The sequence below is a fragment of the Methylorubrum populi genome (assembly GCF_002355515.1).
In the GTDB taxonomy this organism is placed as follows: Bacteria; Pseudomonadota; Alphaproteobacteria; order Rhizobiales; family Beijerinckiaceae; genus Methylobacterium; species Methylobacterium populi_A.
This window is the reverse complement of the sequence record NZ_AP014809.1, coordinates 4,654,757-4,673,304: the sequence shown is the minus strand read 5'-3', so window position 1 is coordinate 4,673,304 and position 18,548 is coordinate 4,654,757. Positions and strand designations below refer to the sequence as shown.

Sequence of the window (18,548 nt, the reverse complement as noted above, 5' to 3'; positions counted from 1 at the left end):
CACGACATCCGACGCGCCGCAGTGCCGGCGCGTCCGCATCCGGGACGACCTGCCCCGCGCGCCCGCACGCTTTCGGAGATGCCCACACGATGACTGGCCGACGCCTCCGCCCCGCCGCCGGTCCGCTGCTCGTGGTCGCCGCGCTGGCGCTCCAGCCGCTTCCGGCGAACGCCCAGGTCTCCTCCTTCCTCGACGGCCTGTTCGGCCGCAAGGAAGAGCCGGCGCCGCCGCCGGCCGCTTCGCCCGAACCGGAAGCCGCGCCGGCGCCGGCCAAGAAGGCGGCGGCCAAGCCCGGCAAGGGAACGGACAAGGCCACTGAGAAGAGCGCGGACAAGCCCGCCGAGAAGACCGGCAGCCTCAAGGCGGCGGCCAAGCCCGCTGCGGCCGCCCCGGCAACGCCCGCGGCCTCGGGCACGCGGGTTGCGGCGGTGGGGGCACCCAATCTCGCCGCCTCGCTGCAGGACGCCGACCCGGCCACCGTGGTCGCGGCGGCCAACGCCTATTTCAACGGCTTCCAGACGCTGACCGGCGGGTTCATCCAGATCGGCGCCGACGGGCGGCGCATCGGCGGCAAGCTGACGCTCGCCAAGCCCGGACGCCTGCGCTTCGAGTACGACCAGCCCTCCCCGCTCGAAGTGGTGGCCGACGGCACCTCGGTCGCGGTGCGCGACCGCAAGCTCGGCACGCAGGATCTCTACTTCATCTCTCAGACGCCGCTGAAATTCCTGCTGCGGGACAAGATCGACCTCGCCCGCGACCTGACGGTGAGCGAGGTCACCAACGATCCCGGCGGCGTGCGCATCGGGCTGGAAGACCGCTCGACGCTCGGCGGCACCTCGAAGATCCAGCTCTTCTTCGATGCCGAGATGAAGACCCTGTCGCAGTGGCGGATCACCGATCCGCAGGGCTACCTTACCACTGTGCAGCTCTCGAACCTGCAGAAGGGCAAGGCGGTCGACGGATCGCTGTTCTTCATCAATTACGGCCGGTCCGAGGACAAGGCGATGCAGCAGCAGATCGACGGCCGCAATCCCTGATCCGGGGAGGCAGGACCGAGGAACAACATGGGTTGATTTTAACCCGCCACCGCCGCAGATAGCTAGCATATCCTATGTTGCGACCGGGGGAATTCTTGGAATAACAGCGTGATTACGCTGAGGCGGACGCCCGCCTTAAGCATCCGTTGAGAAGCGGGCGGGCCAATGGGCAGGCCGCCCACGAGGGGCGGCCTCCATGGGACGCCATCCGGCCGCATGTCCGCCCTCATGTCCGCTCTCGCCGCTCCGTCGCTTCCGGCCTCCCCTCCGTTGGAGGCGGCGCTCGCCGAGATGGCCGCCCCGCTCGTCCTTCTCGACGCGGGCGGCACCGTCCTCTTCGCCAATGCCCGCGCCGCGGCGCTTCTGTCCTGCGCGGATCCGGCCGGCCTCTCGCTTACCGCCCTGCTGGCGTCCGCCGGCGCCGCGGAACCGGAGGGCGTGCCCGTTCTCGATGCCGTGCGCGCGGCCCGCCCGGTCCGGGCACGCCTGACGCTCGCCGCCGACCGCCGCGTCGAGGCGGCGCTGGCGCCGCTCTCGATCGGCGGCTTCGCCCTCACCTTCGAGGACGTGACCGAACATCTCCGCGGCGCGGCTCTGGCCCGGCAGGAGCCGCTGACCGGCCTGTGCAACCGCGTCGGCCTGCACGACCGCCTCGATGCGGCGCTCGCCGAGGCAGGCCAGACCGGCACGCCGCTCGCGGTGCTGATGCTCGACCTCGACCGGTTCAAGGCGGTCAACGACACCCTCGGCCACCCGGTCGGCGACGCGCTCCTGCGCAAGGTCGCCGAGCGCCTGCGCAAGGCCACCCGCGGCGGGGACGTGGTGGCACGGCTCGGCGGCGACGAGTTCGCCATCCTCCAGGCGGGTGCCGAGCAGCCGCAGGCCGCAGAGGCCCTGGCGCGCCGCCTCGTCGATCTGGTCGGGCGCACCTACGTCGTCGACGGCCACATGCTCAATGTCGGCGTCAGTGTCGGCGTCGCGGTCGCCCCCGTCGACGGTCGCGATGCCGACGACCTCCTGAAGCACGCCGACCTCGCGCTCTACCGGGCCAAGGCCGAGGGGCGGGGCACCTACCGCTTCTTCGAGCCGGCGATGAACGCGCAGATGCAGGCGCGCCGCAGCCTGGAGATCGACCTGCGCCGGGCGCTCGCCCTGAAGCAGTTCGACCTCGCCTTCCAGCCGCAGATCCGGCTGGAGACGGGAGAGGTGACCGGCTTCGAGGCGCTGCTGCGCTGGAACCATCCCGAGCGCGGCCCGGTCTCGCCGGCCCTGTTCATCCCGCTGGCCGAGGAGATCGGCGTCATCACCGGCATCGGCGAATGGGCCCTGCGCGCCGCCTGCCGCGAGGCGGCGTCGTGGACGCAGCCCGCCTCGATCGCCGTGAACCTGTCTCCGGTGCAGTTCCGCGGCGGCAAGCTGGTCGAGACGGTGATGAACGTGCTGGCCCAGACCGGCCTCGATCCGGCCCGGCTGGAACTGGAGATCACCGAGGGCGCGCTCCTGGAGAACACCGACAGCGTGCTCGACGTGCTGAACGGCCTGCGCGCGCTCGGCGTGAAGATCTCGATGGACGATTTCGGCACCGGCTACTCGTCCCTGAGTTACCTGCAGAAATTCCCCTTCGACAAGATCAAGATCGACCAGTCCTTCGTCCGCGGCATGGAAGGCAATGCCGAGTGCGGGGCGATCGTGCGGGCGATCGCCCGGCTCGGCGCTAGCCTCGGCATGCGCACCACCGCGGAAGGGGTCGAGACGAAGTCGCAGCTCGACGCCATCCGCGCCGAGGGCTGCACCGAGGTTCAGGGCTACCTGACCGGGCGACCGATGCCGGCGGCCCAGGCGGCCGCCCTGCTGAAGCCGTCCCTCGCCTGATCCAAGAAGCCCCGATGAGCAGGAGCCCCCGATGAGCCCGAACGCGCCGAACCAGGATGCGACGAGCCAAGATCTGCGCCGCCTCGTCTATTACAGCCGCAACCGGGTCTCCGGCGAACCGGCCGCGATGCACGAGACGATCCGCGGCATCCTCGCCACGAGCCGCACCAACAACGCCCGCGTCGGCGTCACCGGCGCGCTGATGTTCAACGCCGGCTGCTTCGCGCAGGTGCTGGAAGGGCCGGGCGAGGCGGTCGAGACCACCTTCGAGCGCATCCAGCAGGATGAGCGTCACGGCGACGTCTCGCTGATCGCCTTCGAGGCGGTGCAGGGGCGGCTGTTCACCAATTGGTCGATGGCCTTCGTCGGCGCCTCAAAGGCCGAGGCGGCCCTCTACGGCGAGATGGGGAGCGAGAGCGGCTTCGACCTGTCGCGGATGACCGGGGACAAGCTCTGCGCCGTGCTGCACGGCCTCGCCCTTGAGGAGGAGGCCGCCGCGGCGTGACGGTTTTACGAGCCGCGCGGGTTGGGCTAACGGGGCGGCACCCCACGCCACGCTTCTCAGGCAACGCCCGTGCGCCTCACCGTCACGACCTGGAACATCAACTCGGTGCGCCTGCGCATCGAGTCCGTGCTGCGCTTCCTGCGCGAAGCGCAGCCCGACGTGCTCTGCCTGCAGGAGACCAAGTGCCCCGACGAGCTGTTCCCGCTCAAGGCGTTCAAGGGCTCGGGCTACGAGCACATCGTGTTCGCCGGGCAGAAGGGGTATAACGGCGTTGCGATCGTCTCGCGCTTCCCCCTGCTGACTCGCGACGTGATGAGCTTCTGCGAGCGGGCGGATGCGCGCCACATCTCGGCGGTGCTCGGGCCCGAGGCGGGGCCGGCGGCGGGGATCGTGCTGCACGATTTCTACGTGCCGGCGGGCGGCGACGTGCCCCACCGCGACCTCAACCCGAAATTCGCGCACAAGCTCGACTTCCTGTCCGAGCTGCGCGCCTGGGGCGGACGGCGCGTCTCCGGCCCGGCGATCCTGGTCGGCGACCTCAACGTCGCGCCGCTGGAGCACGATGTCTGGTCGCACAAGCAGCTCCTCGACGTGGTGAGCCACACGCCTGTCGAGACCGAGGCCCTGGAGACCCTGCGCGGGGAGGCCGGCTGGATCGACGCGGCCCGGCTCCTCACCCCGGAGCCCGAGAAGATCTACACGTGGTGGAGCTACCGCTCGCCGAACTGGGAGCTGGCCAACAAGGGCCGGCGCCTCGACCATGCCTGGGTCTCGCCGGATCTCGCCGGCACCGTGCGCGAGGTCGCGGTGTTCCGCGCGGCCCGCGGCTGGGAGAAGCCGTCCGACCACGTGCCGGTCACGCTGTCGCTGGAACTGTAGCCGGGGAACGCGGACGCCCTTCCGGGCATTTGGCCTCCAACGCGAATTGTTGAGACGGAGTCCAACCGAATGCGCTCGATCCTGCGCCAGATCCTCGTCGTCTTCCTGCTGCCCAAGGCCATATCGTACCTGCGCCGCCGCTACGGCGGCGGCCGCGCCGCGGGCTCCCACCGCTCGTACTAAGTCTAGGGATTCATCCCTTTGGCGGGGTGCCGGGGCAGAGCCCCGGCCTCCCTTCAACCAGGGCTCTGCGGGGAACCCGCGAAAGGACTTGTCCTTTCGAAACCTGGATCTGCCCCGACCCGGCGACGGCCGTAGCCGAACCAGATCGCCAGCCCGAGGCCGAGCCAGGCCAGCAGCCGCAGCCAAGTATCGCCGGGCAGGCTCGCCATCAGGGCGAGGCAGGCGAGGATGCCCAACACCGGCACGACCGCGCCGCCCGGCACCCGGAAGGGCCGCGCCCGCTCCGGCTCCGTCCGGCGCAGGATCAGCACGCTGGCGCAGACGAGGATGAAGGCGAACAGCGTGCCGATGCTGACGAGTTCGCCGAGGATATTGATCGGCACCAGCGCCGCCACGAGAGCGGTGGCGACCCCGATGATGCCTTGGGCGACGAACGGCGTCCGGCTCCGCGCGCCGATGCGCGCGAAGGCATCCGGCAGCATGCGGTCGCGGGCCATGGCGTAGCCGATCCGTGCCTGCCCGTAGAGCGCGGTGAGCGCCGCCGTCGTCAGCCCGATCAGGGCGCCGAGCTTGATCGCCGCCGAGAAGCCGGTCAGCCCCGTCACCGCCATCGCCTTGGCGATCGGGTCGGCCACATCGAGTTCGCGATAGGGCACGAGGCCGGTGAGCACCGCGGCCACCGCCACGTAGAGCGCCGCGGTGACGAGGAGCGAGCCGAGCAGGCCCACCGGCGCGTCCCGCTGCGGATGGCGGGTCTCGCTGGCGGCGGTCGAGATCGTCTCGAAGCCGACATAGGCGAAGAACACGACGCCGGCCCCGCGGAAGATGCCGCTCCAGCCGAAGGCGCCGAACGCGCCCTCGTTCGGCGGCACCAGCGGGTGCCAGAGTTCGGGCCGCAGATGCGCGGCGCCGAGGCCGAGGAAGGCGAGGATGATCGCCACCTTGAGCAGCACCAGCACGGTGTTGGTGCGGGCGGCCCCCCGGTTGTCGCGCATCAGCAGCGCGGTGAGCACCAGCACCACGAGGGCCGCCGGCAAGTCGACGAAGCCGCCCTCCCCCGGCGCCGCGGCGAGCGCGGCCGGCAACCGCAGGCCCATATCGGCGAGCAGGCTCTGCGCGTAGCCCGACCAGCCGACGGCGATGGTCGCCGCGGCCATGGCGAATTCGAGCACCAGATCCCAGCCGATGATCCAGGCCGGCAGCGCGCCCAGCGTCGCGTAGGTGTAGGAATAGGTCGAGCCGGCCACGGGGATCATCGCGGCGAGTTCGGCGTAGCAGAGCGCCACCAGCCCGCTCGCCACCGCCCCGAGCACGAAGGAGAGCATCAGCCCCGGCCCGGCGAAATTGGCCGCCGCCGTGCCGGTGAGCACGAAGATCCCCGCCCCGACCGTCGCTCCGACGCCGATGCAGACGAGGCTGAAGGCGGAGAGATTCCTGGCCAGGGTCGGACCGCTCGGATCGGCCTCGTCGGCGACGAGGGCGGCGATGGGCTTGCGGGCGCCGAGGGCGGGAAGGGGCATGAAGTCTCGCATGGCTGAGGCGGTTGCATCCGGCAACGCGAAATCCGCGCCGGGCGTGAGGCCGTGTGAAGCCGATATCGCCCGGGCGGGCAGCACTGGCACTTCCCGCAATTTCGTGTATGGTCCGCGCCGCCTCGACCCGGTCACCGGGCGGGGCTTGTGCCGCTTGCGGCTGACCGTGCTGGACGACATCCCGGCACCGGCCCGACCGCAAGTTTCTCAAAGGCGCCCTTCCCCTCCCGTGGGCGGCGCCTCCGACCCAAACCTCATCTGAAAGGCCTGCGATGTCGATCACGGCAGAGCGCAAGACCGCGCTCATCAAGGAATACGCCAAGGGCAACAAGGACACCGGCTCGCCGGAGGTCCAGATCGCCATCCTCACCGAGCGGATCACCAACCTGACCGCCCACTTCAAGACCCACGGCAAGGACAACCACTCCCGCCGCGGCCTCCTGAAGCTGGTGTCGCAGCGCCGCTCGCTGCTCGACTACCTGAAGCGCAAGGAAGAGGCGCGCTACCGCACCCTCATCGAGCGCCTCGGCATCCGCCGCTAAGGCTATCCGCGCGGTCCCTCGGGACCGCGTTTTCACACGTGCTCTCAGCCGAAGCGGACACCGGTTCGGCGCCAAGTTCGGCGCCAAGAGAGCACGGCACACCAAGAGGGACTGTCCGGGCATGGGGCCCGGCCGGTCCGCCCCGGGCGGCTTGAAGGCAAAGGGCGCCAGGGCAGGATCGCGAGACGCTTCCGTTCAACGATGAAGCGTCTCGCCGTCTTGCCTCTGGCGGCGCCGGGCTCGCCCGACCCGCATGTTCGAAGGCAGAAGACACACATGTTCGACGTACAACGTGAAGAGCTGATCTGGGGCGACCGCAAGCTCGTCCTCGAGACCGGCAAGACCGCCCGCCAGGCGGACGGCGCCGTGGTCGCCACCTACGGCGAGACCACCGTGCTCGCGACCGTGGTCGCGGCCAAGGAGCCCAAGGCCGGCATCGACTTCATGCCGCTCACCGTGAACTACCAGGAGCGCGCCTACGCCGCCGGCCGCATTCCGGGCGGCTACTTCAAGCGCGAGGGCCGTCCCTCCGAGAAGGAGACCCTGGTCTCCCGCCTGATCGACCGGCCGATCCGCCCGCTCTTCGTCGAGGGCTGGCGCAACGACACCCAGGTCGTCGTCACCGTCCTCTCCCACGACCTCGAGAACGATCCCGACATCGTCTCGATGGTGGCGGCCTCCGCCGCGCTGACCCTGTCCGGCGTGCCGTTCATGGGCCCGATCGGCGCCGCCCGCGTCGGCTACCTCAACGGCGGCTACAAGCTGAACCCGCTGGTGACCGAGATCGCCGAGTCCACCCTCGACCTCGTCGTCGCCGGCACCCAGGACGCCGTGCTGATGGTCGAGTCCGAGGCCAAGGAGCTCTCCGAGGACGTGATGCTCGGGGCCGTGATGTTCGGCCACAAGCACTTCCAGCCGGTCATCGAGGCGATCATCCGTCTCGCCGAGAAGGCCGCCAAGGAGCCGCGCGACTTCTCCCCGCCGGAGAACGCCGACGTCGAGAAGGCCGTCCTCGACATCTGCGAGGCGGAGCTGCGCGACGCCTACAAGAAGACCGTCAAGCAGGAGCGCTATGCCGCCGTCGATGCCGTGAAGGCGAAGGTGGTCGCCGCCCTCTGCCCGGCCGAGGGCGAGCAGAAGTTCTCGCCTGAGAAGGTCAAGGCCGCCTTCAAGGAGGCCCAGTCGAAGGTGGTCCGCTGGAACATCCTCGACACCGGAAGCCGGATCGATGGTCGTGACGTGAAGACGGTCCGTCCGATCGTCTCGGAAGTCGGCGTGCTTCCCCGCGCCCACGGCTCCTCGCTGTTCACCCGCGGCGAGACCCAGGCGCTGGTCGTCGCCACGCTCGGCACCGGCGAGGACGAGCAGTTCATCGACGCGCTGGAGGGGACCTACAAGGAGCGGTTCCTGCTCCACTACAACTTCCCTCCCTACTCCGTCGGTGAGACCGGCCGCATGGGTTCGCCCGGCCGCCGCGAGATCGGCCACGGCAAGCTCGCCTGGCGCGCGATCCGGCCCGTTCTGCCGCCGGCCCACGAGTTCCCGTACACGATCCGCGTGGTCTCCGAGATCACCGAGTCGAACGGCTCCTCCTCCATGGCCTCCGTCTGCGGCGGCTCGCTGTCGCTGATGGATGCGGGCGTGCCCCTGCGCCGTCCGGTGGCCGGCATCGCCATGGGCCTCATCCTCGAAGGCGAGCGTTTCGCGGTGCTCTCCGACATCCTCGGCGACGAGGATCACCTCGGCGACATGGACTTCAAGGTGGCCGGCACGGACGAGGGCATCACCTCGCTCCAGATGGACATCAAGATCGCCGGCATCACCGAGGAGATCATGCGCGTCGCCCTCGCCCAGGCGAAGGACGGCCGCGCCCACATCCTCGGCGAGATGGCCCAGGCCCTGACCGCGGCCCGTCCGGAGCTCGGCGAGTACGCGCCGCGCATCGAGACGATGCAGATCCCCACCGACAAGATCCGCGACGTGATCGGCACCGGCGGCAAGATCATCCGCGAGATCGTCGAGAAGACCGGCGCCAAGATCAACATCGAGGATACCGGCGTCGTGAAGATCGCCTCCTCCGACGGCAAGGCGATCAAGGCGGCCTATAACTGGATCCGCTCCATCGTCGCCGAGCCCGAGGCCGGCACGATCTACGACGGCACGATCGTCAAGATCATGGAGTTCGGCGCCTTCGTGAACTTCTTCGGCGCCAAGGACGGCCTCGTCCACATCTCGGAGCTCGCCCCGCAGCGCGTCGCCAAGGTCGGCGACGTCGTGAAGGAGGGCCAGAAGGTCAAGGTGAAGTTCCTCGGCGCCGACGAGCGCGGCAAGATCCGCCTGTCGATGAAGGTCGTCGATCAGGAGACCGGCGAGGACATCACCGAGAAGCTCAAGGCCGAGCGCGCGGAGCGCGGCGAGCCGGAGCGCGAGGAGCGCAGCGACCGGGGTGATCGCGGCGACCGCGGCCCCCGCCGCGACCGCGGCGAGCGCCGCCGGGAATCGGCGGGCGAGTAAGCCCTCCCTCACCGTCCCATCGAGTGCTTGAAGAGCGCGGTCCCTCCGGGGGCCGCGCTCTTTGCTATTGGCCGGTCGGTTCGGAGCACTCCGGCCGCGCGAACGATCTCTCGCCCGTCATCCGGTTTATGACGCCGGTCGCTTCTCCGTCATCGCGAGGCGAAGCCGTGGCAATCCAGTGCGCGACATCTGCGAAAAGGTCGCGCCCTGGATCGCTTCGGCTTCGCCTCGCGATGACGGCGTTTGGTAAAACCCGAGGCGATCAACCGAAAACGGTATCATCCGCCTCAGTGAATTGCGCAACGGCACAGGCCCAATTGCCTAATTTCCATAAGATATCGGCAGATCCGGAATAGTTCGTATTTCGCGAAACCGGCCCGGATTATGGCCAAGCCTTCCCCGTCTATTCTAATAAAATAAGGGGGAAGACTTATGAAGAACGCTCGCAAGAGCCGTGCTTTGCTGCGGCCGTTGTTGCTGAGCTCCGTCGCTTCAGCCAGCATCGCGGCGGCTTTAATCCATCCAGCCCAAGCACAAGTCACCGAAATCAACACCGGCCTGCCGACAGCTCAAGCGCTCCATCCGCTCGCCGCGTCCCCCTCGGTCGGTGGCGTCACCCTCGACATGATCAGCGTGGCCGGCTCGGGGCTCGGGCGCGGCCTCGTCGTCGACAGTTCCGGCTCCCAGGCGGGCTACGTCGCCCGGCGCCTGCGCTCCTCCACCAAGACCGACACGCCGCTGATCGACACGCCGCAGGCGATCTCGGTGGTGACGGAGGCGCAGATCCGCGACCAGAACGTCCAGTCGATCGGCGAGGCGCTGCGCTACGTGCCCGGCGTCGCCATCGCCCAGGGCGAGGGCCACCGCGACGAACTCCTGATCCGCGGCCAGCGCACGACCGCCGACTTCTTCGTCAACGGCATCCGCGACGACGCGCGCTACTACCGCGACCTCTACAACACCCAGCGCATCGAGGTGCTGAAAGGCCCCAACGCGATGATCTTCGGCCGCGGCGGCGGCGGCGGCGTGGTCAACCGCGTGCTGAAGGAAGCCGACGGCTTGGCCGTCCGCGAGGTGCTGGTGCAGGGCGGCCAGTTCTGGAACAAGCGCATGGCGGTCGATGTCGGCGACCGCGTCTCCGACACCGTCTTCGTCCGCATGAACGGCGTGTTCGAGGATACGGCGACCTACCGCGACTTCATCGACATCCGCCGCTACGGCGTGAACCCGACGATGACCTTCCTGCTCGGGCCGCAGACAACGCTACGCCTATCCTACGAGTTCTTCTCCGACAACCGCATCGCCGACCGCGGCATCCCCTCGCAGTTCGGGCGCCCCTGGCGTTATCGCGAGAACACCAGCACGCTGTTCGGCGCGCCCCTCATCTCGAACGGCTTCGTCGATGCGCATATCGGCAACGCGCAGCTCGACCACGTCTTCGAGAACGGCGTCGTGATGCGCAGCCAGACGCGGATCGCCGACTACGCGAAATACCATCAGAACGCCTACCCCAACTCTCCGGTCAATGCCGACGAGACCTCGTTCGTGATGCGCGGCTACGGCAGCCAGACCGACCGCACGAACTATTTCAACCAGACCGACTTCACCTACAAATTTACGACCGGCCCCCTCGCCCATACCGTGGTGGCCGGCCTGGAACTCGGCTTCCAGGAGGGGATCGACTTCCGGCGCGACTTCCTCTGGGACTCGACCGGCACCCGCAATCTCCCCGTCAATCCCTTCGCCCCGACCACGACCGAGGGGGCGGCCCTCCGGAATCTCGCCACCGGCCGCAACAATACCTATCGGCTCGGCGTCTTCTCCGCCTTCGCCCAGGACCAGATCGAGATCGACGAGCATCTGCAGTTCATCGTCGGCGCCCGCTTCGACCGCTTCGATTTCCAGTCGCGCGACCGTCGGCCCGACGCCGCGACTGGGCTCCCTGCCCAGCCGAACAGCCGCATCGACAATCTCGTCTCGCCGCGAGTCGGCGTCGTGGTGAAGCCGCTGCCGAATCTCGCCTTCTACGGCAGCTACTCGGTGTCCTTCCTGCCGAGCGCGGGCGATCAGTTCCGCGTGCTCGACCCGACAACCGCTCTGTCCGCGCCCGAGCGGTTCGAGAACGTGGAAATCGGCGTGAAATACGAGATCACACCGGCCCTGATCCTCACCGCGGCGCTGTTCAACCTCGATCGCGACAACCAGCCGATCCCCTCCTCCACCGAAGCCGGCTTCTCCGCCGGCCCGGGCAAGACGAACACGCGGGGCGCCGAGATCGGCTTGGCCGGCTACGCGACCGATTGGTGGCAGATCTCCGGCGGCTACGCCTATACCGAGCCGCGCATCGTCGCCGACCTCGACGACGACGGCGACGTGATCCGGGCCGGCAACCGCGTCGGCGGCGTTCCCCTCAACAGCTTCAGCCTGTGGAACAAGTTCGACATCGGCGAGCGCTTCTCCGTCGGCGTGGGCTACCTCTACCAGGACGCCAGCTTCGCATCGTCGGACAACACGGTGCGCCTGCCGAGTTTTTCACGGTTCGATGCCGGCGTGTTCTACGCGTTCAGCGAGACCATGCGCGCCCAGGTCAACATCGAGAACCTGTTCGACCGGCGCTACATCGTCTCCGCGCACAACAACAACAACATCCTGCCCGGCGCACCCCGCACCGTACGCTTCCAGCTCATCGCGCGGTTCTGAGGCCGTGCTGTTCTGAGATCGTGCGACCGAGGCTTCCTCGGTCGCGCGCCCTCGCCTAACACCGGGACGACGCCCGCCGCGCGGGTGACTGGCCCCGGAACCTGCCGATGTCCGACGACCTCGTCTTCTACACCCACCCGATGTCCCGCGGCCGGATCGTCCGCTGGATGCTGGAGGAGGTCGGCGCGCCCTACCGCACCGAGATCCTCGGCTACGGCGCCTCGATGAAGGCGCCGGCCTACCGGGCGATCAACCCGATGGGGAAGGTGCCGGCGCTGCGCCACGGCGGCACGGTGGTGACCGAATGCCCCGCGATCCTCGCCTATCTCGCCGATGCCTTCCCGCAGGCGGGGCTCGCCCCCGCGCCGGATCACCGCGACCGCGGCCCCTATTACCGCTGGCTGTTCTTCTGCGCCGGCCCGCTCGAGGCCGCGGTGACGAACGGGGTGCTCAAGGTCAGCGTGCCCGACGACCCGCGGATGCAGGGCATGGTCGGCTACGGCAGCCTGGAGACGGCCCTCGACACCCTCGAAGGCGCGGTCTCCGGGGTCGAGTTCGTGGCGGGCGACCGGTTCAGCGCCGCCGACCTCTACGTCGCCTCGCATCTCGGCTGGGGGATGCAGTTCGGCACGATCCCGAAGCGCCCCGCCTTCGAGGCCTATGCCGGGCGCCACCTCGCGCGGGAGGCCGCCGTGCGGGCGCGGGCGATCGATGACAGGCTGCTCGCTGAAGCGCAGGCGGCGTCATAGTCGCCGACCGACGGAACGGCCCCGCCGGCCCCGCGTTCGCCCCGCGAAGTCGCACGAGCGTCGAGAAGGAGTGCGTTGACCGTGAACGAGATGATCGAGGACATTTTTTCGGGCGAGCCGAACCTGAGCATGACCGAGCGGGCGGTCTCCGTCGCGCTGGGCCTCGGCATCGCTGCCGCGGCGGCCCAGCCCCGGCCGAACAAGCTCCTGAGCCTCGCCGCCCTGGTGGTCGGCGTCGGGCTCGCGGTGCGCGGCGCCACCGGCCATTGCGCGGTCAAGGCCGTCACGGCGGGCGGGCGCGACCTGACCGGCTGATTTCTTTCACGAACCCGGATCGGCCGGCGGCAGCTTCGCTCATTCGCCGACCGGTCCGGGTATCCGCAACGAAAAAGGGGCGCTCCCCGAGGAGCGCCCCTTTTTCGTGGTGGTCGGTCTGCCGCGTATCAGAGCGAGCGGCTGCTGGTGCGGCCGGCGATGAAGCCGTAGATCGCGAGTACGACGCAGGCGCCGACGATGGAGCCGATGAAGCGGGCGCCCTCGTTGGGGCCGTACCAGCCGATCGCCTGACCGATGAAGGTCGCGACGAAGGCGCCGACGATGCCGAGGATCGTCGTCATGATGAAGCCGGCGGGCTCCTTGTCACCGGGCATGATGAACTTGGCGATGACGCCGGCCACGAAGCCGATGATGATGGTCCAGAGAATTTCCATGTCGTTCCAACCCCGAAATGCGTCTTCGATCTGAAGTTCCGGCCGGAAGACTTGGCCGTATTCGCATGACAAACGCGCGAGCAACGATGCCGGTTGCCTCGGGAAATGCGCGCGCCTTCAAAAAATCGGGGCGCAGGGCGCCGGGCCGGTCTCCGGCGCCAGTCCGCTCCCATGGCGCGGCGCACGAACCCCTTTACGGGCAACCGCCCGGGACGGCAGAAGGGTCCGCCCTCATTCACGAACCGAGACCGGCGACCACGACCATGACCATCGAACGCTACGAGACCGGCCCGCGCATGTCCCAGGCGGTCGCCCACGGCGACCTCGTCTTCCTGGCGGGTCAGGTGGCCGCCGACGTGGTCGGCACCGGCGTTACCGCACAGACCCAGCAGATCCTGGAGCAGATCGACCGGCTGCTCATGGCAGCCGGCAGCGACAAGTCCCGCATCCTGTCGGCGACGATCTACCTCGCCGACATCGCCGGCTTCGCCGAGATGAACGCCGCCTGGGACGCCTGGGTCGACAAGACCAACCCGCCCGCCCGCGCCACCGTCGAGGCGCGGCTCGTCGCCCCCGAATACCGCGTCGAGATCGCCGTCACCGCCGCGCGGGGCAAATCGTGATCCGGCGGCGTCTGCTGGGAGGGCTCGCCGCCCTCCCCTTCCTCCTCTGCGCGGCCGGTAGCCTGCGGGCCGAGGAGCGGGTCGTCAACATCTACAACTGGTCGGACTATATCGACCCGAAGGTGCTCGACGACTTCACCAGGGAGACGGGGATCAAGGTCGTCTACGACACCTACGACAACAACGAGATCCTCGAGACGAAGCTCCTGGCCGGCAAGTCCGGCTACGACATCGTCGTGCCCTCGGGCCCGTTCCTGCAGCGCCTGATCCGGGCCGGAATCTTCCTGCCCCTCGACAAGGCGAAGATCCCGAACCTCAAGCACGCCTGGCCCGAGATTACGGGCCGGCTCCAGGCTTACGACCCCGGCAACACCTACGCCGTCGATTACATGTGGGGCACGACCGGCATCGGCGTGAATGTCGCCGCCGTGCGCGAGCGCCTGGGCGCGAATGCGCCGCTGAACAGCTGGAGCCTCGTGCTCAATCCGAGCTCCATGGCCAAGCTCAAGGATTGCGGCGTCATGCTCCTCGATTCTCCCGAGGACCTGATCCCCTCGATCCTGCCCTTCTACGGCTACAAGTCCGACTCGAAGCGCTGGGACGACATCACGGCGGTGACCGACGCGCTCTACAAGGTCCGCGGCTCGGTGCGGAAATTCCACTCCTCGGAATACATCAACGGGCTCGCCAACGGCGATGTCTGCCTCGCGGTCGGCTATTCCGGCGACGTGATGCAGGCGAAGAAGCGCGCCGAGGAATCGAAGAACGGCGTCGAGGTCGCCTACTTCATCCCGAAGGAGGGCGCGCTGATGTGGTTCGACGCCTTCGCGATCCCGAAGGACGCCGCCCACCCGGCCGAGGCCCACGCCTTCATCGACTACATGATGCGCCCCGAGGTGGCCGCGGCCAACACCAACTTCGTTTCCTATGCCAACGGCAATCTCGCCTCGCAGAAATTCGTGAAGCCGGAGATCCGCAACAATCCCGGCATCTACCCGGACGAGGCGGTGATGCAGCGGCTCTCGGTCAACACCGCCTGGAACGACTCGACCCAGCGCTTCGTGACGCGCGCCTGGACCCGGGTGCGCACGGGGCGGTGAAGCGGGACGGACACGCCGGAGCCGTGACGCGGCGCCCCCGCGGGCTCGCATCACGGCTTTCCCCGATCGTGGACACGGGCTGCATGGAAACGGGCTTCAGGGAAACGGCCGGCGACCGCGTCCGGTGTCGGCGTGATCGACGTCGACACCGTCTCGGCCAATCCGCGCCTCGCCCGGGCGAGGCGTGGATCCGCGATTTTGGAAGGACCAGCCGGATGGGGACTCAGCCGATCAGGCCGAAATCGAACCGTCCGTCGTTGAGAACGGCCCGGTTCTCGACGAGGCCGTACTGGAGGTAGTGCTGAAGGGGGTTGAGCCCCGCCTGGGCCACGTCGGGATTGGCCTGCAGGTAGGCCGAGCTGTCGAAGTCGCGCGACGGATCGCGGCCCTCCTTCCAGCCATAGGTGTCGTAGTGGTTCAGCGGGTTGATGCCGGCCTGCGCCACATCCCTGTAGGCGGCGAGATAGCCCTTGGTGTCGAACACCGCGTTCGGATCGCGGCCCTCCTTCCAGCCATAGGTGTCGAAATGCTGGCGGGCGTAGGCGAAGGTGTCGGTCCGGCCTGCGGCCTGGGCCGCCTGGAGGACGTCGGCATTGCCGAGCAGGTAGAACTCGGCGTCGAACCCGCCCTTGATGGTGTCCGCCTTGCCGACCGCCTCGAAGATGGCGCGGCCCTCGGACTGGCCGTACTCGAGATAGTGCTTGAGCGGGTTGAGCCCGGCGGCGGCGACATCCTTGTTGCGGGCGAGGTAGAACTCGTTGTCGAAGCCGACGCCCGGATCGCGGCCCTCCTTGTAGCCGGTGGTCTCGTAGTGGCTCAGGGCGTTGGCGCTCGAGCGGACGGCGTCGGCGTTGATGCCGGCATAGCCCTTGGCGGAGAAGAAGGCGTTGGGGTCGCGGCCCTCGCTCGCGCCGTTGGCGGCGTAGTGCGCGTCGGCGTCCTGCCCGGAGGCGAGCACGTCCTTGTACTGGGTCAGGTAGAACAGGTCGTCGACGAGGGGATTGCCGTCTGCCAGGTCGACCACCCGGTCGCTGAACTGGAACTGCTCGATCCCCGTCACCGTGTCGGTGCCCTCGGTGCCCGTGAGGGTGAGGAACCCGCTCGCGTCGCGCCCCAGGGCCAGGCTGCCGAGGGCGTAGGAGAAGATGGCGCGGTCGGTGCTGTCGCCGCCATTGATGCGGTCGTTGCCCGCGCCGCCGATGAAGCTGTCGTTGCCGGCGAGGCCGTCCAGCGTGTCGTTGCCGGTGCCGCCCACGAGGAAGTCGGCGGCGCTGCCGCCGGTGACCCTGTCGTCGCCCTGGCCGGCATTGATGTAGTGGCTCTCGGCCGTGCGGCCGGTGAGCGGTGCGAGCGTATCGGCGGCCGAGGTGCCCAGCGCCACGACCCGGAAGGTATCGCCCCGCTCCGTCCCGGCGACGAGGTCGCGCACGTCGAAGGTGAGGCCGTCCGTCGTCGCGACCAGGGTGATGCCCTCGTCGTCGATGCGGGTGACGGAGCCGGTCAGGGCACCGTCGGCCCCCTCGGCCTGCAGCCGCACGGCGAGGCCGCCATCCTGGTTGGCGTTCGCGCGCCCGTCATTGGCGCTGCCGTTGCCGACCTCGGCGGAGGTGAAGGTCAGGCGCACCTGCCCGGCGGCGGCGGCCGAGACATCGACGCGGTCGCTGCCCTCGCCGAGATTGATCTGGTCGGCGCCGTCGGTGCTGACGTCGAACAGGGCGGTGTCGCTGCCCGCGCCACCGGTGACGGTGTCGTTGCCGAGGCCGCCGCGCAGCACGTCGTTGCCGAGGCCGCCGATCAGGGTGTCGTTGCCGCCGCGCCCGTCGATGACGTCGTTGCCCGCGAGCCCGTCCAGCGTCTCGCCGGCATCGGTGCCGATCAGGTTGTCGTTGCCGGTGGTCACCGCCGTGGCGCCGAGGCGGGTGGCCCCCAGCAGGTAGTTGCCGAGCTCGGCCTCGTCCGTGTAGGCGCGCCCGCTGCCGACCACCTGACCCTGCGCGTTGGTGAAGGAGTCGGTCTGGTCGGCGAGCTGCTTGAGCTGGGCCGATCCGGCGCCTGCGGCGAAGAGCGGAATGATCTGGTTCGAGTGGCTGCCCGAGAAGAACAGGCCCTCCGGCACGCCGTCGCCGTTCCGGTCGGGCTGGACCGGCTGGTAGGGAATGGTGGCCCCCTCGGGACCGAAGAACAGGTGGTCGTGGTCGGCGGTGACGATGAGCAGGGTGTCCTCGAAGGTCGCCCGGCTCGTCGGCGAGTTGATGTAGTCGACGACCGTCTTCACCGCGTTGTTGAAGTCGATGTATTCCTCGATCATCCGACCGCGATTGTTCGCGTGCATGGCGCGATCGACGGCGCCGCCCTCGATCATCAGGTAGAGACCGTCCGGATCGGCGTTCAGCTTGTTGAGGGCGGCGAGCGACAGCTCGGACAGCGTGGCCGAGGATTCGAGGCGCGGCACGCTGAAGGGGATCTCGGTGCCGTTCGGCGGCGCCTCCCCCGAGCGGTTGAAGTTGCTGCTGGTGAACGCCTTCGAGATCATCGCCAGGCGCTCGGCCGTCGGCGCGCCGGTGCCGGCGGCCTGGATCGCGGCGCGGTCCTGCAGCAGGTTCCAGCTCGCCCCGTCCTGCGAGCGGTAGGTGTCGGCCTTCAGGCCGTTCCAGAGGTCGGCGCCGATCCAGGTGTTGTCCGGCGCGGTGCGCAGGCGCCCGTTATCGTCGTAATCCGGGTTGCCGGTGCCGGCGATCACGTCGAGCGTGCCGCTCCCGAACATCTCCCGGGCGATCTGGTTGGCGTTCGAGCGGGCGATGTTGTGGGCGCCGCCCGTCGCCGAGGGCGTCGCGTCGCTGAACTGCACGGTGGTGACGACACCGGTCGCCTTGCCCTGCTGCTTGGCGAGTTCCGCGATCGAGAACAGGTCCGCGCCGTTGCCGTCGACGTCGATGGCGTTGTTGTAGGTCTTGCCGCCGGTGGCGATGGACGAGGCGGTGTTGCCCGAATCGGGATAGGTGTTGCGGTTCCACTCGTAGCCCGCGAAGGCGCGGGGCTGGCCGTTCGGGTCGAGGCCCGCGACGCGGGTGAAATCGTAGTTCTTGGCCGGGTCGTAGACCACCGTCGGGTTCTGGGCGAGGCCGGTCTCGCCGGGAACGGGGGTGGTGCGGTTGTCGAGCGGGTAGACCGACTGCGCGGTGGCGGTGAAGCTGGGTCCGTCGGCAATCAGCACCTTGCCGGCCGCGCCCGCCCGCGGATCGCCGTTCGCGAGACCGTTCAAGTAAAGACGGGTTGCCTCGAGTGTATTGAAGCCCGCACCGTCTGCGATCATCACGATCACATTCTTGATGGGACCGGCAGTCGAGGCCATTTTCATCTCCAGCGATTTTATTGTCATTCCTGCAGACAACCCGATGCCTGCAGTCCGAGACGTGCCTTTCGGGCAAGCGCGACACGCCTACGGTCCTTCGCTGGAATGCGCTGAGACCGATGACAAGCGCATGACAAAAAAGTCAAAACAAGCCGGCTAATACTGTAATTTTCTCAGGTTTCAAATTTTCGCCCGCGCCAATTCAAATATCGGGCGACGCACCCCAGACGAAGGCGCCGTTGCTCGTCTG

At 68.6% G+C, this 18,548-nt stretch carries 14 protein-coding genes; 11 read left to right on the top strand and 3 right to left on the bottom strand.

Annotated elements, in window-relative coordinates:
• Positions 1-89: 89 nt before the first annotated feature.
• The 4 genes from MPPM_RS21610 to xth all read left to right on the top strand — a co-directional run bounded on the left by MPPM_RS21610 (position 90) and on the right by xth (position 4,293).
• On the top strand, positions 90-1,037 hold the full coding sequence (locus MPPM_RS21610; RefSeq protein ID WP_096486809.1) for a LolA family protein: 948 nt from the start codon (positions 90-92) through the stop codon (positions 1,035-1,037).
• 228 nt (positions 1,038-1,265) lie between these two features.
• A complete protein-coding gene (locus tag MPPM_RS21605) occupies positions 1,266-2,909 on the top strand; it encodes a putative bifunctional diguanylate cyclase/phosphodiesterase (protein ID WP_096487968.1) in 1,644 nt (547 codons plus the stop codon).
• Between the two features lie 31 nt (positions 2,910-2,940).
• The gene (locus tag MPPM_RS21600) at positions 2,941-3,414 is read left to right on the top strand and encodes a BLUF domain-containing protein (RefSeq protein WP_096486808.1); all 474 of its coding nucleotides are present in this window, start codon (positions 2,941-2,943) and stop codon (positions 3,412-3,414) included.
• Between the two features lie 69 nt (positions 3,415-3,483).
• The gene (gene xth / locus MPPM_RS21595) at positions 3,484-4,293 is read left to right on the top strand and encodes an exodeoxyribonuclease III (RefSeq protein WP_096486807.1); all 810 of its coding nucleotides are present in this window, start codon (positions 3,484-3,486) and stop codon (positions 4,291-4,293) included.
• Between the two features lie 236 nt (positions 4,294-4,529).
• On the opposite strand, the gene MPPM_RS21590 is transcribed toward xth, so the two are convergent.
• The gene (locus tag MPPM_RS21590) at positions 4,530-5,996 is read right to left on the bottom strand and encodes an amino acid permease (protein WP_096487967.1); all 1,467 of its coding nucleotides are present in this window, start codon (positions 5,994-5,996) and stop codon (positions 4,530-4,532) included.
• A gap of 284 nt (positions 5,997-6,280) precedes the next feature.
• Here MPPM_RS21590 and rpsO point away from each other — a divergent pair, with 284 nt between their 5' ends.
• The 5 genes from rpsO to MPPM_RS21565 all read left to right on the top strand — a co-directional run bounded on the left by rpsO (position 6,281) and on the right by MPPM_RS21565 (position 12,828).
• Positions 6,281-6,550: a 30S ribosomal protein S15 gene (rpsO, locus tag MPPM_RS21585; protein ID WP_009864833.1), complete on the top strand. Its 270-nt coding sequence runs from the start codon at positions 6,281-6,283 to the stop codon at positions 6,548-6,550.
• A gap of 276 nt (positions 6,551-6,826) precedes the next feature.
• The gene (pnp, locus tag MPPM_RS21580; RefSeq protein ID WP_096486806.1) at positions 6,827-9,064 is read left to right on the top strand and encodes a polyribonucleotide nucleotidyltransferase; all 2,238 of its coding nucleotides are present in this window, start codon (positions 6,827-6,829) and stop codon (positions 9,062-9,064) included.
• Positions 9,065-9,496: 432 nt separating this feature from the next.
• Positions 9,497-11,764: a TonB-dependent receptor gene (locus MPPM_RS21575; RefSeq protein ID WP_096486805.1), complete on the top strand. Its 2,268-nt coding sequence runs from the start codon at positions 9,497-9,499 to the stop codon at positions 11,762-11,764.
• Positions 11,765-11,871: 107 nt separating this feature from the next.
• Positions 11,872-12,513, top strand: coding sequence for a glutathione S-transferase family protein (locus MPPM_RS21570; protein WP_096486804.1), 642 nt, complete (start codon positions 11,872-11,874; stop codon positions 12,511-12,513).
• 90 nt (positions 12,514-12,603) lie between these two features.
• A complete protein-coding gene (locus MPPM_RS21565; RefSeq protein ID WP_210279257.1) occupies positions 12,604-12,828 on the top strand; it encodes a YgaP-like transmembrane domain in 225 nt (74 codons plus the stop codon).
• A 128-nt stretch (positions 12,829-12,956) separates the two neighbouring features.
• Here the strand turns inward: MPPM_RS21565 and MPPM_RS21560 are convergent, their stop codons facing one another.
• On the bottom strand, positions 12,957-13,223 hold the full coding sequence (locus MPPM_RS21560) for a GlsB/YeaQ/YmgE family stress response membrane protein (protein WP_096486803.1): 267 nt from the start codon (positions 13,221-13,223) through the stop codon (positions 12,957-12,959).
• 263 nt (positions 13,224-13,486) lie between these two features.
• Between MPPM_RS21560 and MPPM_RS21555 the strand changes: the two genes are divergently transcribed.
• Together MPPM_RS21555 and MPPM_RS21550 are read left to right on the top strand one after the other, a co-directional pair.
• Positions 13,487-13,846 carry a RidA family protein gene (locus MPPM_RS21555; protein WP_096486802.1) on the top strand — a complete coding sequence of 120 codons (360 nt, stop codon included), beginning with the start codon at positions 13,487-13,489 and terminating at the stop codon, positions 13,844-13,846.
• Positions 13,843-14,946 carry a polyamine ABC transporter substrate-binding protein gene (locus MPPM_RS21550; RefSeq protein WP_096486801.1) on the top strand — a complete coding sequence of 368 codons (1,104 nt, stop codon included), beginning with the start codon at positions 13,843-13,845 and terminating at the stop codon, positions 14,944-14,946. Before MPPM_RS21555 ends, MPPM_RS21550 begins: the two co-directional genes overlap by 4 nt.
• 223 nt (positions 14,947-15,169) lie before the next feature.
• Here MPPM_RS21550 and MPPM_RS21545 read toward each other — a convergent pair whose 3' ends face one another.
• On the bottom strand, positions 15,170-18,298 hold the full coding sequence (locus tag MPPM_RS21545) for an alkaline phosphatase (RefSeq protein WP_096486800.1): 3,129 nt from the start codon (positions 18,296-18,298) through the stop codon (positions 15,170-15,172).
• Between the last annotated feature and the right edge of the window lie 250 nt (positions 18,299-18,548).